The 25,657-nt window shown below is 39.3% G+C and carries 25 protein-coding genes; 20 read left to right on the forward strand and 5 right to left on the reverse strand.

The window, feature by feature from the left end:
- Positions 1 to 170: 170 nt before the first annotated feature.
- Together AY601_RS24365 and AY601_RS24370 are read left to right on the forward strand one after the other, a co-directional pair.
- A complete protein-coding gene (locus tag AY601_RS24365; protein ID WP_084359446.1) occupies positions 171 to 3,776 on the forward strand; it encodes a metallophosphoesterase in 3,606 nt (1,201 codons plus the stop codon).
- 112 nt (positions 3,777 to 3,888) lie between these two features.
- Positions 3,889 to 4,491, forward strand: a complete 603-nt coding sequence (locus tag AY601_RS24370; protein ID WP_068406422.1) for a GNAT family N-acetyltransferase — start codon at positions 3,889 to 3,891, stop codon at positions 4,489 to 4,491.
- 130 nt (positions 4,492 to 4,621) lie between these two features.
- Here the strand turns inward: AY601_RS24370 and AY601_RS24375 are convergent, their stop codons facing one another.
- The 4 genes from AY601_RS24375 to AY601_RS24390 are packed head-to-tail and all read right to left on the reverse strand — an operon-like array spanning position 4,622 to position 7,478.
- Positions 4,622 to 5,590, reverse strand: a complete 969-nt coding sequence (locus tag AY601_RS24375) for a DUF5777 family beta-barrel protein (RefSeq protein WP_068406424.1) — start codon at positions 5,588 to 5,590, stop codon at positions 4,622 to 4,624.
- 36 nt (positions 5,591 to 5,626) lie between these two features.
- Positions 5,627 to 6,214: a YceI family protein gene (locus AY601_RS24380; RefSeq protein ID WP_232324664.1), complete on the reverse strand. Its 588-nt coding sequence runs from the start codon at positions 6,212 to 6,214 to the stop codon at positions 5,627 to 5,629.
- A gap of 18 nt (positions 6,215 to 6,232) precedes the next feature.
- On the reverse strand, positions 6,233 to 6,589 hold the full coding sequence (locus AY601_RS24385) for a c-type cytochrome (protein WP_068406428.1): 357 nt from the start codon (positions 6,587 to 6,589) through the stop codon (positions 6,233 to 6,235).
- 10 nt (positions 6,590 to 6,599) lie between these two features.
- Positions 6,600 to 7,478: a hypothetical protein gene (locus AY601_RS24390; protein WP_198163574.1), complete on the reverse strand. Its 879-nt coding sequence runs from the start codon at positions 7,476 to 7,478 to the stop codon at positions 6,600 to 6,602.
- Between the two features lie 222 nt (positions 7,479 to 7,700).
- Between AY601_RS24390 and AY601_RS24395 the strand changes: the two genes are divergently transcribed.
- From AY601_RS24395 to AY601_RS24445, 11 genes are all read left to right on the forward strand, one after another.
- Complete coding sequence (locus AY601_RS24395; RefSeq protein WP_068406430.1) at positions 7,701 to 8,291, forward strand: RNA polymerase sigma factor; 591 nt, start codon at positions 7,701 to 7,703, stop codon at positions 8,289 to 8,291.
- Positions 8,292 to 8,333: 42 nt separating this feature from the next.
- Positions 8,334 to 9,701, forward strand: coding sequence for a hypothetical protein (locus tag AY601_RS24400; RefSeq protein WP_068406439.1), 1,368 nt, complete (start codon positions 8,334 to 8,336; stop codon positions 9,699 to 9,701).
- 208 nt (positions 9,702 to 9,909) lie between these two features.
- Positions 9,910 to 11,028: a 3-phosphoserine/phosphohydroxythreonine transaminase gene (serC, locus tag AY601_RS24405; protein WP_232324665.1), complete on the forward strand. Its 1,119-nt coding sequence runs from the start codon at positions 9,910 to 9,912 to the stop codon at positions 11,026 to 11,028.
- Positions 11,015 to 12,190 (forward strand): DUF1015 family protein, encoded by a 1,176-nt coding sequence (locus AY601_RS24410; RefSeq protein ID WP_068406442.1) that lies wholly within the window; start codon positions 11,015 to 11,017, stop codon positions 12,188 to 12,190. The genes serC and AY601_RS24410 overlap by 14 nt, the downstream gene beginning before the upstream one ends.
- Positions 12,191 to 12,374: 184 nt before the next feature.
- A complete protein-coding gene (locus AY601_RS24415) occupies positions 12,375 to 12,980 on the forward strand; it encodes a GNAT family N-acetyltransferase (protein WP_068406444.1) in 606 nt (201 codons plus the stop codon).
- A 128-nt stretch (positions 12,981 to 13,108) separates the two neighbouring features.
- Positions 13,109 to 14,122, forward strand: coding sequence for a M20/M25/M40 family metallo-hydrolase (locus AY601_RS24420; protein WP_084359450.1), 1,014 nt, complete (start codon positions 13,109 to 13,111; stop codon positions 14,120 to 14,122).
- Between the two features lie 192 nt (positions 14,123 to 14,314).
- Positions 14,315 to 15,559 (forward strand): L-fucose:H+ symporter permease, encoded by a 1,245-nt coding sequence (gene fucP / locus AY601_RS24425; protein ID WP_068406460.1) that lies wholly within the window; start codon positions 14,315 to 14,317, stop codon positions 15,557 to 15,559.
- Positions 15,560 to 15,671: 112 nt separating this feature from the next.
- Positions 15,672 to 16,505 carry an amidohydrolase family protein gene (locus AY601_RS24430; protein ID WP_068406471.1) on the forward strand — a complete coding sequence of 278 codons (834 nt, stop codon included), beginning with the start codon at positions 15,672 to 15,674 and terminating at the stop codon, positions 16,503 to 16,505.
- 21 nt (positions 16,506 to 16,526) lie between these two features.
- A complete protein-coding gene (locus AY601_RS24435; protein WP_068406474.1) occupies positions 16,527 to 17,390 on the forward strand; it encodes a helix-turn-helix domain-containing protein in 864 nt (287 codons plus the stop codon).
- Positions 17,391 to 17,458: 68 nt separating this feature from the next.
- The gene (locus tag AY601_RS24440) at positions 17,459 to 18,109 is read left to right on the forward strand and encodes an HD domain-containing protein (protein ID WP_068406476.1); all 651 of its coding nucleotides are present in this window, start codon (positions 17,459 to 17,461) and stop codon (positions 18,107 to 18,109) included.
- A gap of 59 nt (positions 18,110 to 18,168) precedes the next feature.
- Complete coding sequence (locus AY601_RS24445) at positions 18,169 to 19,818, forward strand: M28 family metallopeptidase (protein WP_068406478.1); 1,650 nt, start codon at positions 18,169 to 18,171, stop codon at positions 19,816 to 19,818.
- A 71-nt stretch (positions 19,819 to 19,889) separates the two neighbouring features.
- Here AY601_RS24445 and AY601_RS24450 read toward each other — a convergent pair whose 3' ends face one another.
- Positions 19,890 to 20,549 carry a metal-dependent transcriptional regulator gene (locus tag AY601_RS24450; RefSeq protein WP_068406480.1) on the reverse strand — a complete coding sequence of 220 codons (660 nt, stop codon included), beginning with the start codon at positions 20,547 to 20,549 and terminating at the stop codon, positions 19,890 to 19,892.
- Positions 20,550 to 20,820: 271 nt separating this feature from the next.
- Here AY601_RS24450 and AY601_RS24455 point away from each other — a divergent pair, with 271 nt between their 5' ends.
- From AY601_RS24455 to AY601_RS24485, 7 genes are all read left to right on the forward strand, one after another.
- Positions 20,821 to 21,006, forward strand: coding sequence for a hypothetical protein (locus AY601_RS24455; protein WP_068406483.1), 186 nt, complete (start codon positions 20,821 to 20,823; stop codon positions 21,004 to 21,006).
- 214 nt (positions 21,007 to 21,220) lie between these two features.
- On the forward strand, positions 21,221 to 21,412 hold the full coding sequence (locus tag AY601_RS24460) for a hypothetical protein (RefSeq protein WP_068406486.1): 192 nt from the start codon (positions 21,221 to 21,223) through the stop codon (positions 21,410 to 21,412).
- Between the two features lie 364 nt (positions 21,413 to 21,776).
- A complete protein-coding gene (locus tag AY601_RS24465; protein WP_068406488.1) occupies positions 21,777 to 22,355 on the forward strand; it encodes a hypothetical protein in 579 nt (192 codons plus the stop codon).
- 272 nt (positions 22,356 to 22,627) lie between these two features.
- A complete protein-coding gene (locus tag AY601_RS24470; RefSeq protein WP_084359452.1) occupies positions 22,628 to 23,104 on the forward strand; it encodes a VOC family protein in 477 nt (158 codons plus the stop codon).
- A gap of 47 nt (positions 23,105 to 23,151) precedes the next feature.
- The gene (locus AY601_RS24475) at positions 23,152 to 23,874 is read left to right on the forward strand and encodes a class I SAM-dependent methyltransferase (RefSeq protein WP_068406491.1); all 723 of its coding nucleotides are present in this window, start codon (positions 23,152 to 23,154) and stop codon (positions 23,872 to 23,874) included.
- Positions 23,875 to 23,910: 36 nt separating this feature from the next.
- Complete coding sequence (nhaA, locus tag AY601_RS24480; protein WP_068406496.1) at positions 23,911 to 25,227, forward strand: Na+/H+ antiporter NhaA; 1,317 nt, start codon at positions 23,911 to 23,913, stop codon at positions 25,225 to 25,227.
- 103 nt (positions 25,228 to 25,330) lie between these two features.
- Positions 25,331 to 25,555 (forward strand): hypothetical protein, encoded by a 225-nt coding sequence (locus AY601_RS24485; RefSeq protein WP_068406499.1) that lies wholly within the window; start codon positions 25,331 to 25,333, stop codon positions 25,553 to 25,555.
- The last annotated feature ends 102 nt before the right edge of the window (positions 25,556 to 25,657 follow it).

Genomic DNA, 25,657 nt, shown 5'->3' on the forward strand with positions numbered 1-25,657 from the left:
TAAAAACCATCATGTTTTAATCTTATATTTTGTTAGAAATGCTGTAATTTTATAACATCATATAAATGCTATCTGCTCATGAAACCAGCATGATTTTTCAAATCACAAATAGAATGAACATAAAATCAGGATAGCTTCATCACTGCTGAAAAAAAAACAAATACAGACCCATGAAAAATGTTACGCTCTTACTTTTCTTTTTACTTAGTGCTGCTTTTGTTAAAGCACAAGATTCTTTAAAATACAGGGTGATCTTTATTGGCGATGCTGGTGAAATGAATACAGCACAAAGAGCGTCTTTGAAGAATGCGGCGAAACATGTCATCGCTGGAAAAACAACAGTAATGTACCTGGGAGATAATATATATCCAGCAGGAATGGGCTTGCCTGGAAGTAAAGAAGAAGAAACAACCAAGCAGATTCTGCAATCCCAATTTCAGCCGATGCGTCAAATGGGAGCCGCGGTGTATTTTATTCCGGGAAACCACGATTGGGATAAAATGGGACCTGATGGTTTAGCTAAAATTATCCGTCAGGGAGAATACCTGGCTGAGCAAAATGACTCTTTATTAAAAATGATCCCGCCAAGCGGATGTCCTGATCCGACAGCGATCCAACTCACAGACAATTTAGCGATTATTGCATTTGACAGCGAATGGTGGTTATATCCTTACGCTAAACAAAACCCTGAATCTGAATGCAGCTGCAAGACTAAGGATGATGTGATTGCCCGTATGCAGGAATTGCTGGAAGCTAACCGCGGAAAAGTTATTTTATTTGCTGATCATCACCCATTGCAGAGTTATGGGGCCCACGGCGGATATTTCACCTTAAAAAATCATATATTCCCTTTAACCTCACTGAATAAAAATCTATATATTCCTTTACCTATTATCGGTTCTTTGTATCCTTTGCTGCGGTCTTCTTTTTTAAGCCCTGAAGATTTGAAGCATCCTTTTTATAAGGATATGATTAAAAAGATAAACGGTGTTTTCGGTGCTTATCCTAATCTTACTTATTTCTCTGGACATGACCATGGCTTACAACTGATCAAAAGTGAACAGTTGAATCTGCAGGTAGTTAGTGGTGGTGGTGCTAAACATTCTGCCAATAAGAAAGGTAAAAACTCTATTTTCCAGGAATCAGAACAAGGCTACGTAATTGCCGATTTGCTGATGAACAATGATATGCGTTATGATTTTTACGTATATACAGCGGATGGTGTCAAAAAGGTATATAGTTATACTAAAACCTTTGTACCTGTTGCCCGTGAATCTGCAAATACAGTGAAGGTGATCACAAAAGATAGTATTTCTATCAAAATATATCCGAAATATGATAGTGTAAGTAAAGTTCACCGTTTCTTTTTCGGAGAGAATTACCGGAAAGAATATGCATTGGAAACTAAAGTACCAGTAATCCGGCTTTCTGAAATTAAGGGTGGTCTGACACCGCTGCAACGCGGTGGTGGTTTCCAGTCACACTCCTTGCGTATGGTGGATAAGCAGGGAAAAGAATGGGTATTAAGAAGTGTAGAAAAATATCCGGAATCCCTGTTGCCGGAAAACCTGAGAGAGACTTTTGCGAAGGATATTTTAAAAGATAACATGTCTGCACAGCATCCGTTTTCGGCATTAATTGTACCGGATATTGCTGAAGCTGTAGGTGTGGCTCATGCTAATCCAATTATCGGGTGGATTTCTCCGGATGCTAACCTGGGTAAATATGGAAGGGTGTTTGAAAATACGCTTTGTCTTTTGGAAGAAAGGGAGCCAACTGGCAAGTCTGATAATACTTATAAAATGTATAAGAAACTGGCCAGGGACAATGACTATACTTATGATGGACCTCAATACCTGAAAGCGAAAGCACTGGATATTTTGATTGGAGATTGGGACAGACATTTTGATCAGTGGAGATGGACGCTGGATAAATCTGGAGAAAGAGAAGTTTATCAACCCGTTCCACGTGACCGTGACCAGGTGTTTTATTTGAGTCAGGGACTGATTCCAAGATATGCACAATCTTCTTACCTGTTGCCAATGATCCAGGGATATGAAAGAAATGTGAAGGATGTAAACTGGTTTGTTTGGGAAAGCAGAGCAATGGCCACCCGCTTATTAAGTCAGTTATCAGAAAAACAATGGATGGATGTTATTCATACTTTTTGTACTGATTTAACGGATGAAGTGCTGGAGAAAGCATTGAGGAAATTGCCGGAGCCAGGTTATTCTTTACGCCACGATCAGCTGCTGGCACAATTGAAAGAGAGAAGAGCGAAATTACCAGAAATGATGAATGAATATTATCATTTCTTTAATAAAATTGTAGACATACAAGCAAGTGATAAGGGTGAACTGATAGAAATTTCGGATGCTGCTGGTGGCGGATTAACGGTGGACATCCACCAGTTATCAAAAAATAAAAAGGTGAAAACGCAAATGTTCATCAAGACTTTTGATCCGAAAATTACAAAAGAAATCAGGTTATATACTCACAATGGAAATGATAGTCTTGTTTTAAACAACAAAGCAACTGATATTAAATTGCGTATTATCGGCGGGCATGGAATTAAAGCCTATCATATAGAGAACTCTTATCACAAAGTAAAACTTTATGATAAAATTGATAGTGCTGTTTTTACTGGTGATGCGGGCAGGTTTACTAAAATATTGTCAAATGATACGGGCAATGTTTCTTACAAGCAAACAGATTTATACCACAGAAGTATGTATTTGCTGAATGGTGGATTTAATAAGGATGATGGATTGTCATTAGGCTTCTCTATTAAATTTATGAACCCTGGATTCAGAAAATTCCCTTATGGAAATACACAGCAGTTCTCTTTTATCCACTCTTTTAGTACCAAGGCCTTTAAGTTTGATTATCGCGGAGAATGGATGCACACTTTCGGAAAAGCAGATCTGATTCTGCAGGCCAGTGCATATGCACCACACAACACACAGAATTTCTTTGGCGCAGGAAATGAAACTTCTTTTGATCAATCCATTGATGGGATCAGCTATTACCGGGCAAGATTTAGTTTATATCAGTTTGATCCGGCATTGCGCTGGAAACGGCCAAAATCTTCATTCAGTATTGGTCCGTCTTTTCAATATTATAGTTTCAACAAGGATGACAATACCGGAAGGTTTATTAATAACAGTACGAACCTGCACTCATCAGATAGCCTGACTATCTCAAAAGATAAATTATATACAGGTGTTGTAGTTAATTTTATCAACAATACCCGTAACAATGAAATCCTGCCTTCTTTAGGAAGTTATATCAACTTGAAGTTGCAGGGTTATACCGGTCTGAATAAATATGCGAACACCTTTGGTCAGTTCCTGGGAAGTGTCGCCTTATATAAAAACCTCGATAGTAAGTCTAATTTTGTAATCGCAGAGCGTTTTGGTGGTGCAATAACTGTCGGTAAACAACCCTTCTATCAATCTGCATTTTTAGGTGGAGAAGGTACTTTATTAGGCTTCCGTCAATTCAGATTTGCTGGTGATCATAGTTTTTATAATAACCTTGAAATGCGGGTTAAACTGGCAGATTTTGTGAGTTATGTATTACCGGGGCAATTAGGCTTGGTTGGTTTTCATGATATAGGCAGGGTCTGGAAAAAAGGGGAAGAATCAACTAAATGGCATAATGGCGTAGGTGGGGGATTGTATTTTGCCCCTGCTTCGATGGCAGTTGTGCGTCTTGTTGCCGGACATTCTGAAGAGGGCTGGTATCCTTATATCTCTTTAAATTTCCGTTATTAGGCCTGAGCTGAAATTGAATTGGATACAGGAGTTATCAACAATTTATAGTGCCTGGTTTATTAGGTTTTTAAATTGTTTATAGCATCTTAGTGAAAAATTATTACCTTAAGGAATGAGCGAATTACTGAAAGAAACTACAATTATATTAGAGAATGAACGCGCTTTAATCCGCCCGCTTAGTGTAGCAGATCATGAACATTTATTGCCTTTTTCATTGAATGAACCTGAAATCTGGCACTATTCGTTAACGCGTCCGGATAGTGCTGAAAATCTGACTGGCTATCTCCAGGCGGCGATGGAGGATAAGGAAAAAGGAAACGCTTACCCATTTATTATTTTTGATAAGCTAACCAATAGTTATGCTGGTTCTACAAGATATTATGATATACAACCAACTTATAAAACCCTGCTTTTTGGCTACACCTGGTATGGTGGTGATTTCCAGGGAACCGGGCTTAATAAAAACTGTAAATATCTTTTATTAAAATATGCTTTCGAAGATTTGGGTATGGAAAGGGTTGAATTCAGAGCAGACAACAGCAACCACAGAAGTATAGCTGCGATGAAAAGTATAGGCTGCAAAATTGAAGGGGTGCTTCGGAATCACATGCCCGATGGACATGGTGGCAGAAGGGATAGTGCCATTCTCAGTATTTTGAGAAAAGAGTGGTTTGATTTTGTAAAAGCAAAACTGGAAGAAAAGATCGCAAGTTAATCTGGAAAAAAGATCGCAGGTTAAACTGGAAGAAAAGATTGCAAGTTAAACTGGAAGAAAAGATCTCCAGTTGAAATAGATTTGATGTGGCCGCAAAGGAGAGCCACATCAAAATCTGAAAAATTAAAAGTTATATTTTCTCTTTTTTCTTATTAAAAGAAAATCTTCTGGCAATACTGAAACCCCACCTGTATTGTCCTTTTAGCCAGGAACTGGTTGTTTGAGAGATATACTGCATCTCTTCTATGGCGGCAGCATTAGTAAAGTTCAGGTGGAAAACGTGTCCGCCTGTTTCAATCTCCAAGCCTACACCTAAGGGATTATAAAACTTCACCCCACTGGTTTGTTCCAGATAAGCCTTGTCATCTTTGTTCCGGAACGGAATAAAATAATCAACTACAATAGCCATTCGCTTACTGATTTTAGCTCTTGCTCCTGCACCAATAGCAAAAAGATCATTCTGATCTCTGAAGGCGGTAAAGTTTTTATGCAGGTAAGTTGGCGTCAGGCTAAACGAGAAGTTTGAATTAAACTTCCTGGCCAGAATAACCTGGCTGACAAAATTCATCCGGTCACTGAACTTGCGGTAAGCGGTAGCTGCGGCAGGATCATCACTGGCTTTAACAGCGGCAATTGTATTACTTCCAAATAAAGTAACCGCAAAAGGAATATAATCGTCAGTGGTCTGTTCCAGTAGCCTGTATTTTATGCTTCCTTCATAGAGCTGTTGTACATTAGTTGCACCTTTTGCTCTGGCCAGACCAATGCTCAACCGGTCGGTCAGCCCATAATCAAAACCAATCCGTACATCAGTAGAATTGTCCAGTCCAAAAAACTGTTTTAACCCACCATTGCTGCCTGCGATATCTCCAAAGCGGTGATCGACTTTAAATTCCAGCTCATTTTTATGGATCGTTTCGTTGGTATGCCCATTAATTAATTTGGTGTCTTTAAAGGTGGCAAATACCTTTTCATGAACAGGATTCGTATTGGTCAGTTCTTTCTCCAGGTCCTGCTGTCCAAAACCACGAAAGCTGCTGAGAACAAGTCCTATCAGCAGCAGGTTTTTCCGGAATGACGTTAATCGTTTTTGTATCATTTTATACTATTTACTTAAATGGTCGGTTGATGAAAATCAGGATGATTTTTTAGGTTGGTAAACTGCGGATAAACGTACTTCTACGAATTCGGCAATATGCTTGAAAACCAGAGAAGGTACTTTGATATTGTGATCTTCGATTTTTACTTTAAAGGTTGTTTTTGCAGTAATAACTCCCTGAGCGATAGCCAGGGTTACTTTGCCTTGATAAGGCTTCACTACCCCGTGGATATCCAGATTTCCTGCTACAGAAACGGTGTAATTTCCGTCTTTGCTCAGGTCAACATTATCAGTAATTTTTCCGCTAAACTTAGAAAATGGAAATTTGTCGCTCTCCATATAGTTCTCATTAAAGTGCTCCTGCATCAGTTTTTTTTGGAACTGAAAAGAAGTGTTGCTCACTTTAAAAACAAGCTCTTTCGTTTTAGCATTAATGACAGAACTTGCTGTATTGCTTTTTCCTTCTATATCTTCCATGACTGTACTGGAAAAGAAAGAAACGGATGCGTTTTTGCTAATTAAAATATCCTGGGCACGGGCATGGATTGCGAACAGGCAAATACAGATAAAGAGTGATACCCTTTTCATTATATAGTATGTTTTCATTGGATAGTATAATTTCATATGGTGATGATTAAATAATTATTGAAGCATACCCTGGTCAAACCAGTCTTTGATAGACTGAAGTTCTGTGGCAGAGAGTGTTCCTCCGATTGGCATGGTTTTGCTGACTAAAACAGCCTGTTTAATTCTATCTGCATTACCAGTAACGGAAGTATACCCGTTAAAACTCCAGGCAGTAGAGGCTCTATTACCCGGAGCATGGCATCCGGCACATTTGGCCTGAAGCAGCGGTTGCAATACTTCGGCATAAGAAACCTTGGTACCGGGTTTTTCCGGTACCACAGGTTTAGGTTCATCAGCCTGGTTTTTTGAACAGGCAGATAAAATAAGTAAAGTCATCATGATCGTAATCACAGGATAGGTGAATTTTGACATAGTAGTTAAATTAAGGAGTTAATGCAATTGTGTTTACAGTAAGAATCGGCCACAAACCTGCGCCTACGTTGACTCCTCTAGTGTCACCGCGTTTGGCGTCAGCCCCGAAATAATAGAGTGGATGGCCTTTGTAGGTTAATTGTTTTTTGCCCGCAGCTGTAATCTGTACAAGCATATCTTTTTTGATTACTGAGGGTACATTGAGCACGTCTGATTCATAGATAGGCCAGGCGCCATCATTACTCAAATCGGCTTTGGTATAGGTATTCAGGTTAAACTGATCAGGTGCATATGCATACAAAGTTCTGCCGGCTGCATCAGTCAGATATTGGGTAATTCCTGTACCTTCTTTTCCATCAGCGGTATAATTTTTACCGTCAATGCCGCCTACCAGCTGATTGTTCGCGAACATCAAGGAGTAATCCGGTTTAGCGATAAACCATGTTCCGCCTGAGCCATCTCCATTCACGTCTCCTTTAGTTGCATCTCCTGAGAAATAGTATAAAGGCCATCCTTTATAAACAGTTTGTTTTTTGCCGTCTGCACGGGTAATGGTACTGATGTCTTTTGCTGTAATTCCTGTAGGAGCAGTTTCATTTCCTGCATAATAAGGCATCCATGCAATCGCACATGAGCCTGAGCATCCTGATGTACCATTGGCATCAATAGCAAAAGCATAAAGTGATTTTCCATTGGCATCGGTCAGGATACTGCCAAATTTTGCATTGGTAGTCAACGCAAGACTGGATGTGGCTGGTGTAGTGACCGGTGGGTTACCATAAGGATTTTGCCCGCCAGGTGTGGAGTCATTGTTTTTTGAACAGGCCGAGAGCATAACTATCAATGTTAAACTGCAAAGAGCCATCCCTTTTCTAAAAGATAAATTCATGGTTGCTGAGGATAAATGTGAATAATGTTTTTAATTATTGCGGTTACGGCGAATAAGAGCTAAAGGTTGTGTGGAATAGAAATTAAATATTATTAATAAAAATAATGGTCTGTTATACAGGTTTTTAGGTGTGAAAACAAATTTTATGATTAGGTTTGGCAACCTTTCGTCTATAAGCGACGTATTGGTAGGAAAATGGCTCAGGTTAAATTATAAGAATAGGTGCAAAGTATCATTATTGGGTGCATCAAGAAGGAAAGGTCAAGTCAGTATTTACTCTATAAAGAATTTTATAGTTATTGCATGGCTATATGCCGTCGGTACGCTTTAAATGATTTTGACGCTGCCGAAGTATTAAATGATGGATTCCTGAAAGTTTTTACACATATAGAAAAATATGATCTTGAAAAACCCTTTAAGCCATGGCTTGCACGCATTATTACAAACACGGCGATTGATCGTTACCGGATGAATCTGAAGTTTTCGGATCATGATGACGTAAATGATCATGAGGAAATTGGCCAGGCTGCTTCGATTTATGAGCAACTGGCTTATAAAGATTTACTGGTTTTAGTCCAAAAACTTTCCCCGGCTTATCGTACCGTATTTAATTTGTATGCTATTGATGGTTATTCGCATGAAGAAATAGCCAGTCTCTTAAAAATATCAACAGGAACATCTAAATCTAATCTATTTAAAGCACGACAACAGTTAAGAGAAAAACTTGCGGTCTTGAATGTAAACAAGCCAGCAGAAGGAACTGCCGATTTACAACAGATTGCGGAAAGGGGCATTGGGTATAATGGAAGATAAATCTGGTTTTAACAATGAATGCAAAGAAAATAATAAATACTGATGAACGAAGATAACGAGATAGATCAGCTATTTAAAGATAGATTAAGTGATCCTGAGATCCCTTTCAATGAAATGAACTGGGAAAAGATGGAGCGTATGCTTGATGGGAAGACGAAAAAAAGAGTTATTCCATTATGGGTATATACTGCGTGCGGTATTGCTGCGGTATTGCTGATTTCTTTATACTTGATTTTCCTTGCTCCTGTAAGTTCAGATCAGCAGCTTGTTAAAGATCCGTTAACGAGTAGTGCGGTGAAACCAGGGAAAGGATTTGTTCCTTTAACGGCCGTAGATTCACTGAAAGCGCCGGGTGTGGAAGTACCAGTTACGGAGAAATCCGCAGGTATCCAAAATAGATATACCACTGATCCTATAGATTTCTCTGTTGCACGAATGACTCCTGTTTTTTCAGGGACCAGTGTTTCATTAGCACGCTCTGCTGAAAATAAGGGGATCGCTACAACATTACCTTTGGTAGGGAATGTGTCTCCGCTATTGGATTTTTCATCCATGGTCTCAAATCCTATAACCCCTGTATTAGCCCCTGCAACCACTATTGCTGCAAATTCTAAAACAAAACCTGCTGTTCCAGCAGTGGAAACAGACAGCGCAATACTGGTTAGAAAGGCGAATGCTTTAGCGCAGAGTAAAGATCCGTTTGAAAGGGTTGAAGCTTCAGAAATCGCACGTAGCGTGAAAAATAAAATGGAGAAAGCTTTGCAGCCACAAAACGATTTGATATTAAGTGCAATGGCTGCACCAGATATGTCTTTTGCAAAATCAAGTAAGCCTTCCAAAGTAAGTTCTAATGTGGGTGTGCTTGCTACTTATGCTTTCACATCGAAGATCAGTATGACTTCGGGAGCCGTTTATGCGCGAAAGTTCTATAATTCTGGTAATTCTGGTAATTCTGGTGGTGGAGGGAACTGGGCTAACACCACTTATGTACCGGGTTCAGACTGGCAGGTCAATGCAGATTGTAATGTACTGGATATTCCATTGAATGTGAACTATAAGATCTTTAACAAGAAAAAACTATCAGTAAGTTTGAATACCGGAGTTTCCAGTTATTTTATGCTGAAAGAAAAATATCAAATTACAACAGGGCAGGGGGCAGCGGCAAAGGTCACAAATCTGGAAATCGACAACGAGAACCAACATCTTTTCGGAATTGCGAATGTATCAGTTAGTTTTGACCATCAGCTCACGCCATCGGTTAGTGTAGGTGTGCAGCCTTTTGCAAAGTTGCCATTGACAGGAATTGGCTATGGGGATGCAAGTTTAAAATCAGCAGGGGTATCTTTCTCTCTGAATATTGGTTTATTCCCTGCTAAAAAACCTGGAAAATACGCAGCTGTCCGGTATTAATCCAATCGCATAAAATTGCACCCGGTTTGCGCTCTTAAATTGCAAGTCATTTATTTGATCTATATCCATCGTACATAAAACATTATTCTGTTGTATAGGGGCTGTTTTGTTGATTCTCAATTTATTATTCCGAAAATTAACCCTTAATCAGTTTATTTGTCTTTAATATAGTTCTTTAGCGATATCGAACAATCTTTGGTGCATCTTTATGAGTTTCTTAACCAAATATAAATTAAAGATGACGATCCAGATTAAACATAATTTTGGGGCGGGACCATGTATCCTTCCTGCCAGCGTATTGGAACAAGCTGCTGAGGCAGTAAAAAACTGGGATAACAGTGGCCTGTCTATCCTGGAAGTTTCTCACCGCTCTCCAAAATTTGAAGAAGTAATGCGCAAAACAGAACAATTGGTAAGAGAACTTCTGGAGGTACCAGAGGATTATGCAGTCCTGTTTTTACAAGGTGGTGCAAGTACACAATTTTCAATGATCCCACAAAATTTCTTACAGAAACATCAAAAAGCAGCTTACCTGGATGCCGGCTTATTCGGACATAAATCCATTAAAGAAGCAAAGTATTTTGGTCAGGTAGATATCGTTGGCTCTTCCGCCGGCACCAGTTATTCAAGAGTACCTGAAATCGGAGCGGTGAGCAAAGATACCGCGTATTTTCATTGTACATCCAACAATACTATTGAGGGCACAGAAATGTTCAGCTTTCCGGATTTAGGTGTACCGCTGATCTGTGACATGTCTTCAGATATTTTTAGCCGGGTAATTCCGATCAGCCAGTTTGATCTGGTTTATGCCGGTGCACAGAAAAATATGGGCCCTGCAGGAATGACCCTGGTTTTAGTGAAAAATGAATTGCTGGATACAGTAGAACATCCGGTTCCCTCGATGTCTGATTACCGCATTTACCGGGACAACCAAAGTATGTTCAATACACCGCCTGTCTATTCTATTTATGTGGCGATGTTAAATCTTCAATGGTTAAAGGCCAATGGTGGGGTTGCAGAGATTGAAAAAGAGAATATCGCTAAAGCTGCTTTGTTATATGCAGAGATAGAAAGAAATCCGCTGTTTTTTGGAATGGCTGATCAGGAACACCGTTCCAGGGTCAACGTTTGTTTTAAAATGCATGACCTGGCTAAGGAAGAAGATTTTCTGTCATTTGCCGCAGAAAGAGGAATGGTAGGGATCAAAGGCTACCGGACAGCCGGAGGTTTCAGAGCTTCGCTTTACAATGCATTAAGACTAGACTCTGTAAAAGCACTGGTAGCTTGTATGCAAGATTACGAGAAACAGAACTATGGCAACAATTAGACCTTTCGTCGCTTTAAGACCACAGGAAGTTTATTTAGATAAAATGTTAACCCTCAAAGCCTCTCCCTGTAATGGAGGAAGCAATGGGTTCATTGCCAGGATGCTGGATAACGGACATCCTGAAAATAAAGAACTGACTAACGCGCATTTGCTGGCGAATCTGAAAAAAATGATGCTTAAAGGTGATTTTTACCAGGAAGAGCATCCTTGTATTTTTATTTATGAAATCACAAAGGGTACCCATACCCAAACGGGAGTTTGGGCGGTAACTGATCTGGATGATTTTGACCGCGGACATATCAAGACCCATGAATCTACGGTGAATTGTAATTCCTATAGTTTAATGAACTACCGGAATGAAGTAGGGCTGGAAGGAGATCCTTTACTGTTGACATACCGGCCAAACCGGACCATCAGTTTACTGTTAAATCAAATTAAGCAGGCCGAAGCCAGCTCTGTTTATTATTCCAATAAGATTTTTCACAGAATATGGCGGGTATATGATCTAAAGGCAATCCGCGAGCTGAGTTTATGTTTTTCAGCGTTACAGCATGTATATCTTGCAGATGGTCATCATCGCCTGGTCGCAGCCGCTAAATGCAGGAATATTGAATCTAAAACTTCACAGGAAGCAAAGAATTTTAATTATATCTCTTCTTTTTATCTTTCCAGTGATCAATTGAGTATAAAAGGATCTCACCGGGTTATTATTCCTGCTGACGATGTTTATATCGATCAGGTTTTCAGAGCTTTAAAAAAGCTCTTTTCGGTCACTAAATCACCGCGTAATGAACCTGTAATTCCTTCAATGCCACGTGAATTTGGGTTGTTTATGGAAGATAAATGGTACCGGATGGTTTATAAACTGGTTGATAAGAATGTCATGCCAGATGCTTGTCTTTTGCAGCAAAGGGTATTTGAGCCCTTATTTAATATTGAAAATCCGGAAACCGATGAACAGTTAATTGCGGTAGGTGGTGCTGATGCATTGAGTGAGATCCAGCAGATTTTAGCAGAGAATCCTGCAGCTATTGCTTTTACACTGGCAGTGATGAATGCAGATCAGTTAATGGATATTGCCCAGCAAGGGATTGTTCTTCCTCCAAAATCTACCTGGATAGAACCGAAGGTCCCTTTTGGTTTATTGTTAAGGAAATTATAGCCTGCCACAGGATTTTACCTTATTAAAATGAAAATGGACCTTTCCATTTCGGAAGGGTAAGGGGACTGCTTTCTTCAGCCCGAAAAATATAATCCTGCTTTAAATTGCTTTAAAAAGTATTTATCAGCAATTGTCCGCCCGGGCATATCATTTGGGTTTAGGTTTATAACAAATTTAGACTAAAATGGAGAATCAAATGATATTCGTGCGTGTTGCCACATTAAATGATATCAGATATGCCGGTGAAATAGTTAAAGAGACCGAAGCCTCAGCAATTGTAAGAGGATCAGGAATTGCGAAACGTACTCCTGAATCTATAGCACAAAAAATGCGTGATGGAAAAGCCGTGATTGCGGTGACCAGCAGCGGACAGTGGGTAGGTTTCGCTTATTTTCAATCCTATGAAAACAATAAGTTCGTTTCTAACTCTGGTTTGATTGTCTCTCCTGCATTCAGGAATTCGGGAGTAGCCAAAGCAATTAAAGAAAGAGTTTTTAAGCTATCCCGAAGAATGTATCCGGAGGCAAAAATCATCAGTATTACCTCGGGGGCAGCAATTATGAAAATGAATTCTGCCCTGGGGTTTGAACCCGTTACTTTCGCTGAGATTACCCATGATGAATTCTTTTGGGAAGGCTGTAAAAGCTGTGTCAACTATGACATTTTACAGGGTAAGAAAAAATGTAACTGTTTGTGTACGGCTATGTTGTTCGATCCCGGAAAAGAACAGGCAGATACTACTCCTGCCGAAGTGTCAAGGCATTTTCCTATGTATTTTTTCAGAAGTTAATTAAACTTTGTATTTATGAAACCAGATTTTGAATATCAAACTGATCAGGATTCTTTCTATACCAGGTAGAATCCATTGAATTATTAAAAAAATTAATTTCAGCTCCTTCCTTTAGCGGGCAGGAGGAAATGACTGCAAATTTAATTGAATCATTCCTCCGGGACAACTATGTATTTACTTTAAGAAAGCACAATAATATATGGTGTTATAATCTTCATTTCGACCATACCAAGCCTACCATTTTGCTGAATTCGCATCATGATACAGTTCGCCCTACAGCTGCTTATACGAAAAACCCTTTTGAACCCTTAGTTTGTGATGGCAAACTATATGGTTTGGGAAGTAATGATGCAGGAGGGGCATTGGTCTCACTGATCGCAACCTTTCTTCATTTCTTTAAAAGAAGAGATTTGCCTTTCAATATTTGTTTAGCGGCAACGGCCGAAGAAGAGAATTCAGGAGAAAAGGGGCTTAAATCTATATTGGATGATCTGTTGCCTGTTTCTTTTGCGATTGTTGGAGAACCAACCAATATGCAGATGGCCATTGCAGAGAAAGGTTCAATGGTTTTGGATTGTACAGCTTTTGGACGTTCCGGACATGCGGCACGAGAGGAGGGTGATAATGCCATTTACAGGGCGCTAAAAGATATCCAGTGGTTTTCCTCTTATGTATTTCCTATTGAATCCAGAATAATGGGGCCTGTAAAGATGACTGTGACCGAGGTGAACGCTGGTATACAACATAATATAGTGCCTGCAGAATGTAAGTTCACCGTAGATGTCCGGTTAACAGATGCTTATACTGAAAAAGAGCTTTTACATATTATCCAGAACCATACCTTTTGTGAGTTTACAGTTCGTCCGGGAGTATTGAAACCTTCTTGTATCAATCAGTTGCACCCAATTGTTAAAACCGGGCTTTCTATTGGAAGAGCTGCTTATATTTCTCCAACAAGTTCTGATCAGGGCTGGCTGGATATGCCTTCCGTGAAAATGGGGCCTGGGGAATCTGCCCGTTCTCATACAGCAGATGAGTTTATCTACCTGGAAGAAATTAAAGAAGGCATGGATATTTACGTGCAATTACTGGAATCTTTATTTCCTTACCTGGTGAACAATCCAGATTCCAAAAATCAATAAAAACTTTCATTAGTGCTTTTTCCTGGCCCTGGTATTTTAAATACCGGGGTTTTTCTGTTTATATTTAGAAACAGGATCCATGCAGATGTTAAAATAGCTTAATAACTGGATAAACAGGTATTGCTTTTTTTGGTGAAAACATCCTTTCTTTAACCTAACCAATATAAACCAAAAACGTATAAAACGATAAGAATGAGAAAGAATCAATTTGCTGTAGTGCTGATCATCTCCCTGTTTTTTTTGTGGGGCTTTGCACTCAATTTAAATCCTATCCTTATTCCTCATTTAAAGAAAGCGTGCCAGCTTTCTGACACACAATCTGCATTTATAGACTCTGCTTCTTATATCGCTTATTTCCTGCTGGCTATTCCCGCCGGCAAATTCATGAAAAGGTTTGGCTATAAAGGTGGGATTGTATTGGGATTATTGCTATTTGCTACCGGGGCTTTTCTTTTTTATCCCGCAGCAATAACCAGGTCTTATATCTTCTTTTTAATTGCACTATTCATTATAGCCAGTGGGCTCGCTTTCCTGGAAACCGCTGCCAATCCATATATTACAGTACTGGGAGATGAAAAAGGAGCAACCCAGCGCTTAAACTTCGCACAATCTTTCAATGGACTTGCTTCTACGCTGGCGCCTTTTCTAGGAGGAATGTTTATTCTCTCGGGGCAAACGCTGGATGCAAAGAAAGAAGCTGCAATGAGTCCGGAACAGCTGAATATTTATTTAAACCATGAAGCCTCTTCTGTTAAAATACCTTTTTTAATTATTGGGGCCGTGGTCTTACTGGTCGCTATTTTTCTGATCAGGACCCCCTTGCCCGAAATTGAAGACCGTGAGGGAGATTCTGCCAGTGAAGGATCTTTATTAAAGGAAAAAAATCTGATGCTTGGGGTAACTGCCCAGTTTTTCTATGTAGGAGCACAGGTCTGTGTAGCAAGCTTTTTTATCCGGTTCTCCTCACAAGTAGCCGGCATTTTGGAGAAATCTGCAGCAATGTATCTTTCGGGAGCATTACTTGGATTTATGGCCGGCCGGTTTATAGGGACTTTCTTAATGCAGTATATTTCTCCTTCTAAACTGCTGGCAATTTATAGTGTCATTAACATTGTATTGATCTTTGCTGCGGTAACCACTACGGGTATGACGGCGGTATATTGTTTATTGGGTGTGGAGTTTTTTATGTCTATTATGTTCCCTACTATCTTTTCACTGAGTATCCGCGGGCTTGGTTCCAGAATGAAAGAAGGTTCTTCTCTGGTTATTATGGCTATTGTCGGTGGGGCAGTATTTCCTGTGATTATGGGTAAAGTATCAGATATGACCAATATCCAAACTGCTTATATTGTACCAGCTGCGTGTTTTGCTGTTGTTTTCTATTTTGCACTGACTAACCTTAAGGTAAAGAAAATCAAGTTGAGCACCGCACATTAAAGTCTGAATACTGTAATTAAAATCTGAATACTATATTGAAATTTGATCACTGTTATTAGAATTTGATCACTGTACCCTAAAACCGAACCACTACACCTTAAAATTAGCGGGAATGAAGATTGATGCACACCAGCATTTCTGGAAATATGATACTCTGAGACAGGGCTGGATCAGTGATGAAATGGCTGTGATCCGCCGTGACTTTTTACCTGAGCATCTTGTTGGTGTACTTCAGGAAAATGACATAGACGGATGTATCGCTGTTCAGGCAGATCAGTCAGTTGAAGAAACGGAATTTTTGCTGCAGTTAGCTGCCTCGCATGATTTTATCAAAGGGGTCGTTGGGTGGGTAGATTTTCAGGCAGCAGATCTGCAAACAAAACTTGAATATTATAGTCAGTTTAAGAAACTGAAAGGCTTCAGACATATTCTGCAGGGGGAAACACAACGCGATCTTTGTCTGGAAAAATCTTTTCAGGATGGAATTGCTTTATTGGCACCCTATGGATTTACTTATGATATTCTGATTCATCAGGATCAGTTGCCATTTATTCCTGCATTTGTAGCCCGTTTTCCGGATCAGCGTTTTGTAATTGATCATATCGCAAAACCAGGCATCAAAGAAAAAGATATCAGGAATTGGAAAAAGGATATAGAATTGGTTGCTTTGCAGGAGAATGTTTCCTGTAAAATTTCTGGTCTGGTCACAGAAGCAGACCTGAAAGCATGGACAAAGGAAGACTTTATTCCTTACCTTGATGTAGTAGTAAATGCTTTTGGTAAAGACAGGATCATGTATGGGTCGGATTGGCCGGTATGTTTAGCTGCAGGAAATTATAAAATGGTGCTGGAACTAATGAAATCGTATTTTAATTCTTTTTCTACCCTAGAACAGCAGCTTTTTTTTGGAGGAAATGCGATTGCATTTTATCAGTTAAATAAATAAAGTTATTTGAGGGCGATAGAGATGACAAATTCAACTGTAATTACAAAAGATATTGATATTTCTTTAGCGGATTCCTTTTCGACTGCTTATTTAATTGCAGAATCTTTTGAGCTGAATCAGGATTATAAGATTAGTTTCAATCAGTTTCTTTTTTTTAAAAAGGGAAAAGGCAAAATAAAGATTGACGGAGAAGATTATCCCATTTCTGCCAACAGCCTGATTTTGATTGCTAAAAATCAAGTTTATTCTTTTCAGGCTAACCAGGGGTTAGCAGCATATAGCCTTTGTTTTGGAGATTGTTTCTGGGAGAGAACACCGGTTAGCGCAAATAATTGTAAGGCCACTTTATTCAATGAGGCCTCAGCACATCAATTTCTGCAACTGCAAAAAGAAGAAGCTGCAGATCTTTCCAGTTTATTTAATGCTATTCTGGTGGAATTTGAATCAGCAGATTATACCAATAAAGGAGATGTTCTTGCTGCATTTCTTAAAATTCTGATGATTAAGATCGCTAACCTGCATGCGTTGCTGGCGAAGATTACCGATCAGAACGACCATAAAATTTACCAGCAATTTATAGCGTTCCTAGCCACTGATTATAAAGTATCACATGATGTGGCTTTCTTTGCTGATAAACTCAATATTTCCAACAGAAAACTGACTGCTTTGTGCAGGAAACATGCTGATAAAGGAGCAAAAGAAATTATTCAGTTGCAATTGGTGGTAGAAGCAAAGCGATTTTTGCAATTCAGTTCCAGCTCAATTAAGGAAATAGCTGCAATGCTGAATTTCTCCAACCCTTACCAGTTTAGTCACTTTTTTAAGAAAAACACTTCTTTCCCACCGGAAAGGTACCGGAAACAAGTGACCGGTTTTGGCATGTGATTTACGCATTCTGACATTTTATACCGCTGCGGAAGCCCTTAATTTTGGAGGTATAAAAAATAGCATTTATGACAGTTACTCCACCAAAATCTGTTGCCGGAATTGTAATTCCCGACAGTAAAATTGCAACTCAGGCTACCGAATTACTTCGTGAATATGGTACTGAATTTATCTACAACCATTCCTTAAGAGTCTTTCTTTTTTCCGCTTTAAAAGGAAACAGGGAAAAATTTGTTTATAACCCTGAGCTATTATATGTGAGCTCCGTTTTTCATGATCTGGGCTTGACTAAAAAATATTCAAGTGCAGATAAGCGTTTTGAGGTAGACGGTGCGAATGCAGCACGCGATTTCCTTAAAGGTCATGGTTTACCGAAAGATTCTTTACAATTGGTTTGGGATACCATTGCTTTTCATACCACTATTGGCATTGCTGAATACAAAGAACCTGAAGTTGCTTTAATGTATTCTGGTGTTGGTTTAGATGTGATGGGTGAGGGATATGAACAATTAAGTACAGCACATAGAGAAGAGATCATTTCGGTCTTTCCAAGAACAGACTTCAAAAAGAAAATCATTCCGGTTTTCTTCTCTGGTTTTGAACATAAAACAGACACTACTTTTGGGAATATTAAAGCAGATGTATGTGCTTATATGGTTCCGAACTTCCAGCGGAAGAACTTTTGTGACTGTATTTTATGCTCACCCTGGTCTGAATAATGCAGGATGGCTTGCTGCTATTTTGATTATTTGTAATAAATTGAGCAAAATTTGTCAGCATGAAGAAAACTATCCTTTATTTAGCCGTTGCCGGTTCCTGCTTTGCTGCCTGTAAATCAGGTGAAAATAGCCAGACAGCAGCCTCTCCAGATTCTGTAGCCATTAAAATGATTAATGATTCCAGTTTTGCCAGCCATATTCGTGTTTTAGCTTCGGATGAATTTCAAGGGCGTAAACCGTTCACTGCCGGAGAAACGAAAGCTATCAATTACCTGAAAGAACAATTCAGTTTGCTTGGACTTAAACCTGGAAACGGGGATAGTTATTTTCAGGAAGTACCGATGGTAGAGCTTAAATCTGCTCCTGAAAGTAAAATGGTATTCAAGGGAGCAGGTGGCGAGGTAACAGCAGGTTACCTGACTGGTTTTGTTGCCGCAACCAAAAGGGTACAGCCAGAAGTGAAACTGACGAATTCAAATCTTGTATTTGCAGGTTATGGAATTGTTGCCCCTGAATATAAGTGGAACGATTACGCAGGCCTGGATGTGAAAGGGAAAACTGTAGTCGTGCTGATCAATGATCCTGGATTTGCAGATTCAACGCAATTCAGAGGAAAAAATATGACTTATTATGGTCGCTGGACTTATAAATTTGAAGAAGCTGCCCGTCAGGGAGCGGCTGGTATATTGATTATCCATGATACTGAACCAGCGGCTTATCCGTGGTCTGTAGTGCGTAGTGGCTGGTCAAAATCCAAGTTGCAGGCAGAAGAAAAAGATAACAATAGGTCGAGGGCTATCGTAGAAGGATGGATCAGCATGGACATTGCCAAATCTTTACTGAAGCTTGGTGGTCAGTCCGAAGCTATCTTTAAAGCAGCAGGTAAACCAGGTTTCACAGCGGTAGACTTGAAATTGAGTACTTCATTGACGATTAAGAATACGATTAAAAAATCGATATCAAATAATGTAGTGGCTATCATTCCCGGTACCAAAAGACCAAAAGAAAATATCATTTATTCTGCACACTGGGATCATTTAGGTATTGGCGAGAAAGTGAATGGTGATTCTATTTATAACGGAGCGGTTGATAATGCCACAGGTGTGGCGGCTTTACTGGAAATTGCGTCAGCTTTTCAAAAGTCAGCGCACAAACCTGAACGTTCTATTGTATTTGTCTCTTTTACCGGAGAAGAACAAGGTTTAATAGGCTCAGCGTATTATGCTAAACATCCGGTTTATCCGGTTAGCCAGACGGTTGCTGATATCAATATGGATATGATGGGGATTGCCGGGAAAACAAAGGACATCGTTGTTTATGGTTATGGTCAATCAGATTTAGAAGACTATGCAGAAGTGTCCGCGAAGAAACAAGGCAGAGTGATTGTAAAAGATCCTGTTCCTTCGTCTGGCCTGTATTACCGTTCTGACCATTTTAACTTTGCGAAAGTGGGAATTCCGTCCTTATTTACAGGCTCGGGAGTGGATAACCTGCAGCATGGAAGAGCATGGGGACTAAAACAGGTGGCTGAATATACGAAATCACGTTACCATGCACCTGGTGATAGCTTTGATGCGATTACAGACAGAAGTGGAATGGTAGAAGATGCGCGTTTATTATTTGATATGGGCTATCGCTTAAGCAATGAAACAACCTATCCGAAATGGAAGGATGGTTCTGAATTTAAAGCGATAAGAGAAAAAAAGTAATAAGAGAAAAGTAATATTAAATTGATCAGGAGATTCATTTTATAAATCTTCTGATCAATTTATCATTTTTGTTAATCAATAATCAGCAGGATATTGTCAGTCATCTTGCTGGATACTGTTTTTGGGGCACTGCCATCAATAACAATTACCATAGACTGATCGAAATCTAATTTATCCACCACTTCTATTTTCGAGCCCAGGCCTAAGTTGAGCTGTTTCAGGTATTTTAAAAATGGGGTAGAGGTATCTCTTACGCTGCCCACTTTACCTGCCTGGTTAATTTCCAATTCGCTCAGACGTTTGTTTGCATAGATTGGCATTTTGCCATTGGAAGCAGGAATAGGATCTCCATGCGGGTCAAATGCTGGATTTCCTAAAAAGTCATCCAGTTTTTTTGCCAGTTGTTCGTCATGAATATGCTCTAGCTGTTCTGCGATGTGATGAACCTCGTGCCAGTCGTAATTTAGTTTTTCTACTAAAAAGACTTCCCATAATCTATGTTTACGGATAATATCAAGCGCAACAGTTTCTCCGGCAACAGTTAGAATTGCCCCCTGAGTTTTATCATAAGTAATTAATTCTTTCTCTTTTAATTTTCTCAGCATATCAATTACTGAAGCAGGATTGTTTTCCAGCGCATCAGCTATGGCCTTAAGACTGACCTTGTTTTCACTTTTACTGATGTGATAAATCGTTTTCAGATAGTTTTCCTCAGAATAGGTTTTCTTCATTTTATAGCTTCTCCGGCACAAAAGTAAATAAATATTACTTACACTGTTTAATTAGATAAAACTAATTATATATATATGTGTTAACATATTAATAGATTTAAATAGATCTAAATGTTGAAATATAAAATAACTGGTATTAAACAGGCTACCTGGCTGCCGGTTTCTGTAAAAGCAAAACCGCATAGTATGCGATTTAAAGCAGGACTGCGTTAAATACACAGGTGATGTCTAATTCACCATTAATATTATTGATAGTATTTACTTACAAATTATGGAAGTAGCAATTACCGTACTCGAAAATGAAATCAGAAATAAGTCAGCATTTCTGAAAAAAGAAGACCTGATGAGAAAAGATCTCAAACAAGCCACTATAGTGATGAAAGATATTTCTAAACTTAAAACGGCAGTTAAACTATTAAAAGATCACCATCAGAGAAAAGAAAGGATACACTTGTAAAGGTGTTTATAAGCATAAGAGCAGTTCACCTGAAAGAACAATCTTCAAATTTTTTCAAAAGTCAGATTTAAGTAGATAGCGGCCTCGGTATGGTTCCCGGGGCCATATCTTTTTATTTTAATTATTTTTTACTTATTTAATTCATCTTTAGGTGATTGGTTAATAATTATTCTATATTTATATTTAAATTCTATAGCAAAATTATTATTAACCCATGCAACCTCAACCCACTCAAAACTCTGAGGAGTTACTACAAAATCAGGATGAATACAGCTACGTCCCTTTTGATGGTTTTGTAAACGTAAATGATATCGTTACCAGAAGAAGGCAGTTAAGAAGCACTGAATTCAATGCTCCCGAACAAACCTGGGAAATAAATATCGAGCAACCTTCAGCATCATTGTAGCCTGACCGGTTTTAGGTAATCAATTCATCAATTCTTTGAGTAGATTAATTTTTTATCTGTATTCAGCGTATCTATTATATCGTTTGATATACCGCTGATGAAATGACAATACCGAGGTGAGGGGAAACTGGTCAGAAGCATCTGACTGGGTTTCCATAGTATGTTTACCGGCGTTAAAAGAAGCCGGAGTCCAATATCTGGCCTGGATCTATTCGCCAAGCAGCTTTAGCCAGTTTGCAGCTGCTATACGCTGGCGTGACTCTTTGTCCTGAGTATCAGTAAATTCAGTTATTAGCATTTATTTGTGTAATACATAGGCAATTTCTTACATTGTATATAAATCAATTTATTAAATGAGGATCTTATGAAAAAATTACTTTCGCTAGTGGCTATATTAAGTTTATGGGTAAGCTTAACAATGGCACAAACCGCTGCACCTGCAACAGTTAAGGTAAAAAAAGATGGTACGCCAGATAAGCGCTATACACCCGCAAAATCAACAACAACTACAAAATTAAAGAAAGATGGTACGCCAGATAAGCGCTATACGACGACCACAACTACTAAAGTATCTCCCCCTGATAAAACAGTACAAAAAGAAAAAGCAAGTAAAGTAACCAGGGTTACCACCACTACAAAACCAGTTCCGGCAGCACCAGCTTCATCTGGAAATGTCAGACTTAAAAAAGATGGTACACCAGATAAGCGCTATACAAATTCAGCTGCGCCCGCGGCTGCTCCTGTGCAAGAGACAAAAACCACGGTAACGAAATCAACCAGAGCTCCTAAAGTTACTGCTGCACCAGCTGCAAAAGATTATAAACCGACAGTTGACAGAAGTATTTCGGGACCAAATGGTGAAGAAATCCTTACTGGCCCTCGCGGTGGAAAATATTATATCAATAAAAATGGGAATAAAACCTACATAAAAAGAGAAGGATAAGGTCAGACTTTAAGTTAAATAACTTGTAAATGGTCTTGCAAAAACATTTTTGCTAAAGGAGAATAAAACACCTTTATGTCTTTTTATTAATTATAGTTAGCTGAAATTTAAGTAATTAACATTTTTATTTATTGTTTAATTCTAAAGATATTTTATATTTGTATTGTCCTTATGACACCACCAGTTCATATGAATTGATGACACGGGGCCGGGTAGACTGAACAATGCCCGGCCTTTCTTATTTCAACCCCCTTTTAACCTAACCACTCCACATGAAACCTCCTGTTTTTTTGCTTGCGCTTTGCTTATTTGCAGGCGCTGTAAGTCAATCATTTGCACAAACATCTGCCACAAAAGAACCTGCAGTACTCAATCACATTGCCGTTTATGTGACGGATCTTACAAAAAGTACAGCATTTTATGAAAAACTATTGCACCTCCAGCAAATTCAGGAACCCTTTAAAGACGGTAAACATATATGGTTTACGTTGGGTGCGGCCGGACAAATGCATTTGATACTCGGTGCAAAACAAACCACTGTTCATGATAAAAATGAGCACTTGTGTTTTAGCGTAAGTTCAATCCCTGATTTTATCCAGTTGCTGGATCAGGAGAAAATTGACTATGCCAATTGGCCGGGGACAGCTAAAGAACCGACCATCAGGGTAGATGGCGTGAAGCAAATCTATTTCCAGGATCCTGACGGACACTGGCTTGAAGTAAACGATGAAGTGAAACATAGAAAGTAAAATGGCGTAAAGCATAAAGTAAAATGGTGTAAAGCATAACAAATAAGATGAAGACAGATTATTCCAAAAGCGCAACAACAGAAGAAATCAGGACAAGATTTGACCAGGATGTAGAAAGGTTTGCTAACCTGGATACCGGGCAGCTGACTACCATAGACGCACCATTAACAATGGAGCTGTGTACCGCAGCAGCACATTATATAAACCCTGCCGCAACGGAACTGCTTGACGTGGGCTGTGGCGCGGGTAATTATACTTTAAAGATGCTGAGTAAAACAGCCAATTTAAATTGTACGCTCAATGATTTGAGCTTACCTATGCTGGAAAGGGCGAAAGAAAGAGTCACTGCTCAAACCACCGGGACAGTAACGACCATACAATCAGATATGCGTGAGCTTGAATTGCCAGCTGCACATTTTGATATTATCCTTGCTGCCGCAGTTTTACATCATCTTCGCGGGGATGCAGATTGGGAATTGGTTTTTAGCAAATTATATCAGAGTTTGAAACCTGGCGGAAGTATTTGGATCTCCGATCTGATTGCACATGACTCGCCAGCGGTGACCCAACTATTTAAAGACCAGTACGGCACTTATCTGGAAACACTGGGTGGGGAAGAATATCGTGAAAAAGTATTCGATTATATCGCCTATGAAGATACACCACGTTCGGTCAATTACCAGATAGATTTACTTCGGAAAGTGGGCTTCAAAAACATAGAAATACTGCATAAAAACTCATGTTTTGCCGCTTTTGGTGGTGTAAAATAGGATTATTAATCTTATTTTTGAGTTTATCAGACAACTATGGAATTAATACCTAAATCACCCTTTGAAAAAATTATTGCCCCGGTAAGCAGATTCATTCACCTTGAATATACTGGCGGAATAGTCCTGTTTTTAAGTGTGATCGTTGCCATTATATGGGCCAATTCACCGTTTCATGAAGCGTATCATCACTTGTGGGATATTAAATTCTCTATTGGCTTTGATGACTATGTGTTGAACAAGCCACTTCATATCTGGATTAACGATGGGCTGATGGCCTTGTTCTTCTTTGTGATTGGATTAGAGTTGAAAAGGGAGTTCATGGAAGGCGAATTGTCTACTTTAAAGAAGGCTTCTTTACCGATGATGGCAGCTTTGGGCGGAATGCTGGTCCCTGCAGCAATTTTCTTTATGCTCAACAAAGGACTGGCTTCTGAACATGGCTGGGGTATTCCAATGGCTACAGATATTGCTTTTGCACTGGCGCTGCTTTCTATGGCTGGAAAACATATTCCAGGTTCAGTGAAAGTATTTCTATCTGCGCTGGCAGTGGCAGACGATCTGGGCGCTGTTTTAGTAATTGCATTTTTTTATACCAGCGATTTAAATTTCGTTCCGCTGGGTATAGCAGCAGTCTTTCTGCTGGTCTTGATAGCGGGTAATAAATTAGGAATCAGAAGTACGGCCTTTTATCTCTTAATAGGAATCGCAGTTTGGATAGGATTTTTACTTTCAGGAGTCCACGCCACAATAGCGGGCGTATTGGTTGCATTTACTATTCCTGCGGTCACTAAGATTAATGAAAATAGCTTCTCAGAAAACCTGAGAAAGTTATCAAATGATTTTGAAAAGGAGATCCCGAATAGTGGTTTGCTGACCACTTCAGAACAACATAGAACCATTGAACAAGTGAAAAGCCTGACACTGGCAGCAGAAACTCCTTTGCAGAAAATAGAGTACGCCTTGCATCCATGGGTAGCTTTCATCATTATGCCGCTTTTCGCGCTCGCTAATGCAGGTATAATTATAGGGGCAGACTTCTTCTCTGCTTTGATGAATCCGGTGAGTATCGGGGTGATATCGGGCTTGATCATAGGTAAGTTTGTGGGGGTACTTTTGTTCACCTGGTTAATGGTGAAAACAGGACTGGCACAATTACCGGATCAGGCGAACTGGAAACATATTACAGGCGTTGCATTACTGGCCGGGGTAGGTTTTACAATGTCACTGTTTATCAGTAACCTGGCATTCGAACAACCAGAATTCATTGAACAGGCTAAATACGGTATCCTAATTGCCTCGCTCATTGCGGGTATATCAGGGATAACGCTGTTGAAAAGTTTTAAAAAAGCTTAAGCAATCCATCACTTCTGTCAGCTCACCATAATTTTACCTGCTAAATATGCAGAATTGAAACAAGCTGATCACTATTTTGTTTTATCACTAAAACCTGGAAATTATGATTATTACAGAAAATAATACACCCTACAATAACGAAGAAGAGGAAGATGACCAATTAAGTCAGCAAGACGTGCAATCTGATGGAATAGATGCTATTCCTCCCTCAGAAACAGATACCCTGGCTACCGAAATTGAAAATTTAAAACAAGCAGATAAATCTTCAGAAGCTGCTTATACTTTAGATGCGGATCGGGGAATCGCTCCGAAAAAAGAAGAAGAATAAGGTTTCTTACCCTCATAAAATCAGGCTGTCTCCAATGAGGCAGCCTTTTATTGTTAAGAATATTTATATATTTCCTGCAGATTCAAATCTCAGAAACAACAA

This window comes from Pedobacter cryoconitis (assembly GCF_001590605.1).
Taxonomy (GTDB): domain Bacteria; phylum Bacteroidota; class Bacteroidia; order Sphingobacteriales; family Sphingobacteriaceae; genus Pedobacter; species Pedobacter cryoconitis_A.

Bases quoted from the DNA above. Each gene is read 5' to 3' on its own strand.
- AY601_RS24450 (WP_068406480.1), bottom strand. From the start codon at position 20,549: ATGAAGAAAACCTATTCTGAGGAAAACTATCTGAAAACGATTTATCAC.
- AY601_RS24415 (WP_068406444.1), top strand. From the start codon at position 12,375: ATGGAGAATCAAATGATATTCGTGCGTGTTGCCACATTAAATGATATC.
- AY601_RS24475 (WP_068406491.1), top strand. From the start codon at position 23,152: ATGAAGACAGATTATTCCAAAAGCGCAACAACAGAAGAAATCAGGACA.
- AY601_RS24390 (WP_198163574.1), bottom strand. From the start codon at position 7,478: ATGAATTTATCTTTTAGAAAAGGGATGGCTCTTTGCAGTTTAACATTG.
- nhaA (WP_068406496.1), top strand. From the start codon at position 23,911: ATGGAATTAATACCTAAATCACCCTTTGAAAAAATTATTGCCCCGGTA.
- AY601_RS24380 (WP_232324664.1), bottom strand. From the start codon at position 6,214: ATGAAATTATACTATCCAATGAAAACATACTATATAATGAAAAGGGTA.
- AY601_RS24385 (WP_068406428.1), bottom strand. From the start codon at position 6,589: ATGTCAAAATTCACCTATCCTGTGATTACGATCATGATGACTTTACTT.
- AY601_RS24365 (WP_084359446.1), top strand. From the start codon at position 171: ATGAAAAATGTTACGCTCTTACTTTTCTTTTTACTTAGTGCTGCTTTT.
- AY601_RS24400 (WP_068406439.1), top strand. From the start codon at position 8,334: ATGAACGAAGATAACGAGATAGATCAGCTATTTAAAGATAGATTAAGT.
- AY601_RS24420 (WP_084359450.1), top strand. From the start codon at position 13,109: ATGACTGCAAATTTAATTGAATCATTCCTCCGGGACAACTATGTATTT.
- AY601_RS24375 (WP_068406424.1), bottom strand. From the start codon at position 5,590: ATGATACAAAAACGATTAACGTCATTCCGGAAAAACCTGCTGCTGATA.
- AY601_RS24370 (WP_068406422.1), top strand. From the start codon at position 3,889: ATGAGCGAATTACTGAAAGAAACTACAATTATATTAGAGAATGAACGC.
- AY601_RS24455 (WP_068406483.1), top strand. From the start codon at position 20,821: ATGGAAGTAGCAATTACCGTACTCGAAAATGAAATCAGAAATAAGTCA.
- AY601_RS24445 (WP_068406478.1), top strand. From the start codon at position 18,169: ATGAAGAAAACTATCCTTTATTTAGCCGTTGCCGGTTCCTGCTTTGCT.
- AY601_RS24440 (WP_068406476.1), top strand. From the start codon at position 17,459: ATGACAGTTACTCCACCAAAATCTGTTGCCGGAATTGTAATTCCCGAC.
- serC (WP_232324665.1), top strand. From the start codon at position 9,910: ATGAGTTTCTTAACCAAATATAAATTAAAGATGACGATCCAGATTAAA.
- AY601_RS24460 (WP_068406486.1), top strand. From the start codon at position 21,221: ATGCAACCTCAACCCACTCAAAACTCTGAGGAGTTACTACAAAATCAG.
- AY601_RS24435 (WP_068406474.1), top strand. From the start codon at position 16,527: ATGACAAATTCAACTGTAATTACAAAAGATATTGATATTTCTTTAGCG.
- AY601_RS24485 (WP_068406499.1), top strand. From the start codon at position 25,331: ATGATTATTACAGAAAATAATACACCCTACAATAACGAAGAAGAGGAA.
- AY601_RS24430 (WP_068406471.1), top strand. From the start codon at position 15,672: ATGAAGATTGATGCACACCAGCATTTCTGGAAATATGATACTCTGAGA.
- AY601_RS24410 (WP_068406442.1), top strand. From the start codon at position 11,015: ATGGCAACAATTAGACCTTTCGTCGCTTTAAGACCACAGGAAGTTTAT.
- AY601_RS24465 (WP_068406488.1), top strand. From the start codon at position 21,777: ATGAAAAAATTACTTTCGCTAGTGGCTATATTAAGTTTATGGGTAAGC.
- fucP (WP_068406460.1), top strand. From the start codon at position 14,315: ATGAGAAAGAATCAATTTGCTGTAGTGCTGATCATCTCCCTGTTTTTT.
- AY601_RS24470 (WP_084359452.1), top strand. From the start codon at position 22,628: ATGAAACCTCCTGTTTTTTTGCTTGCGCTTTGCTTATTTGCAGGCGCT.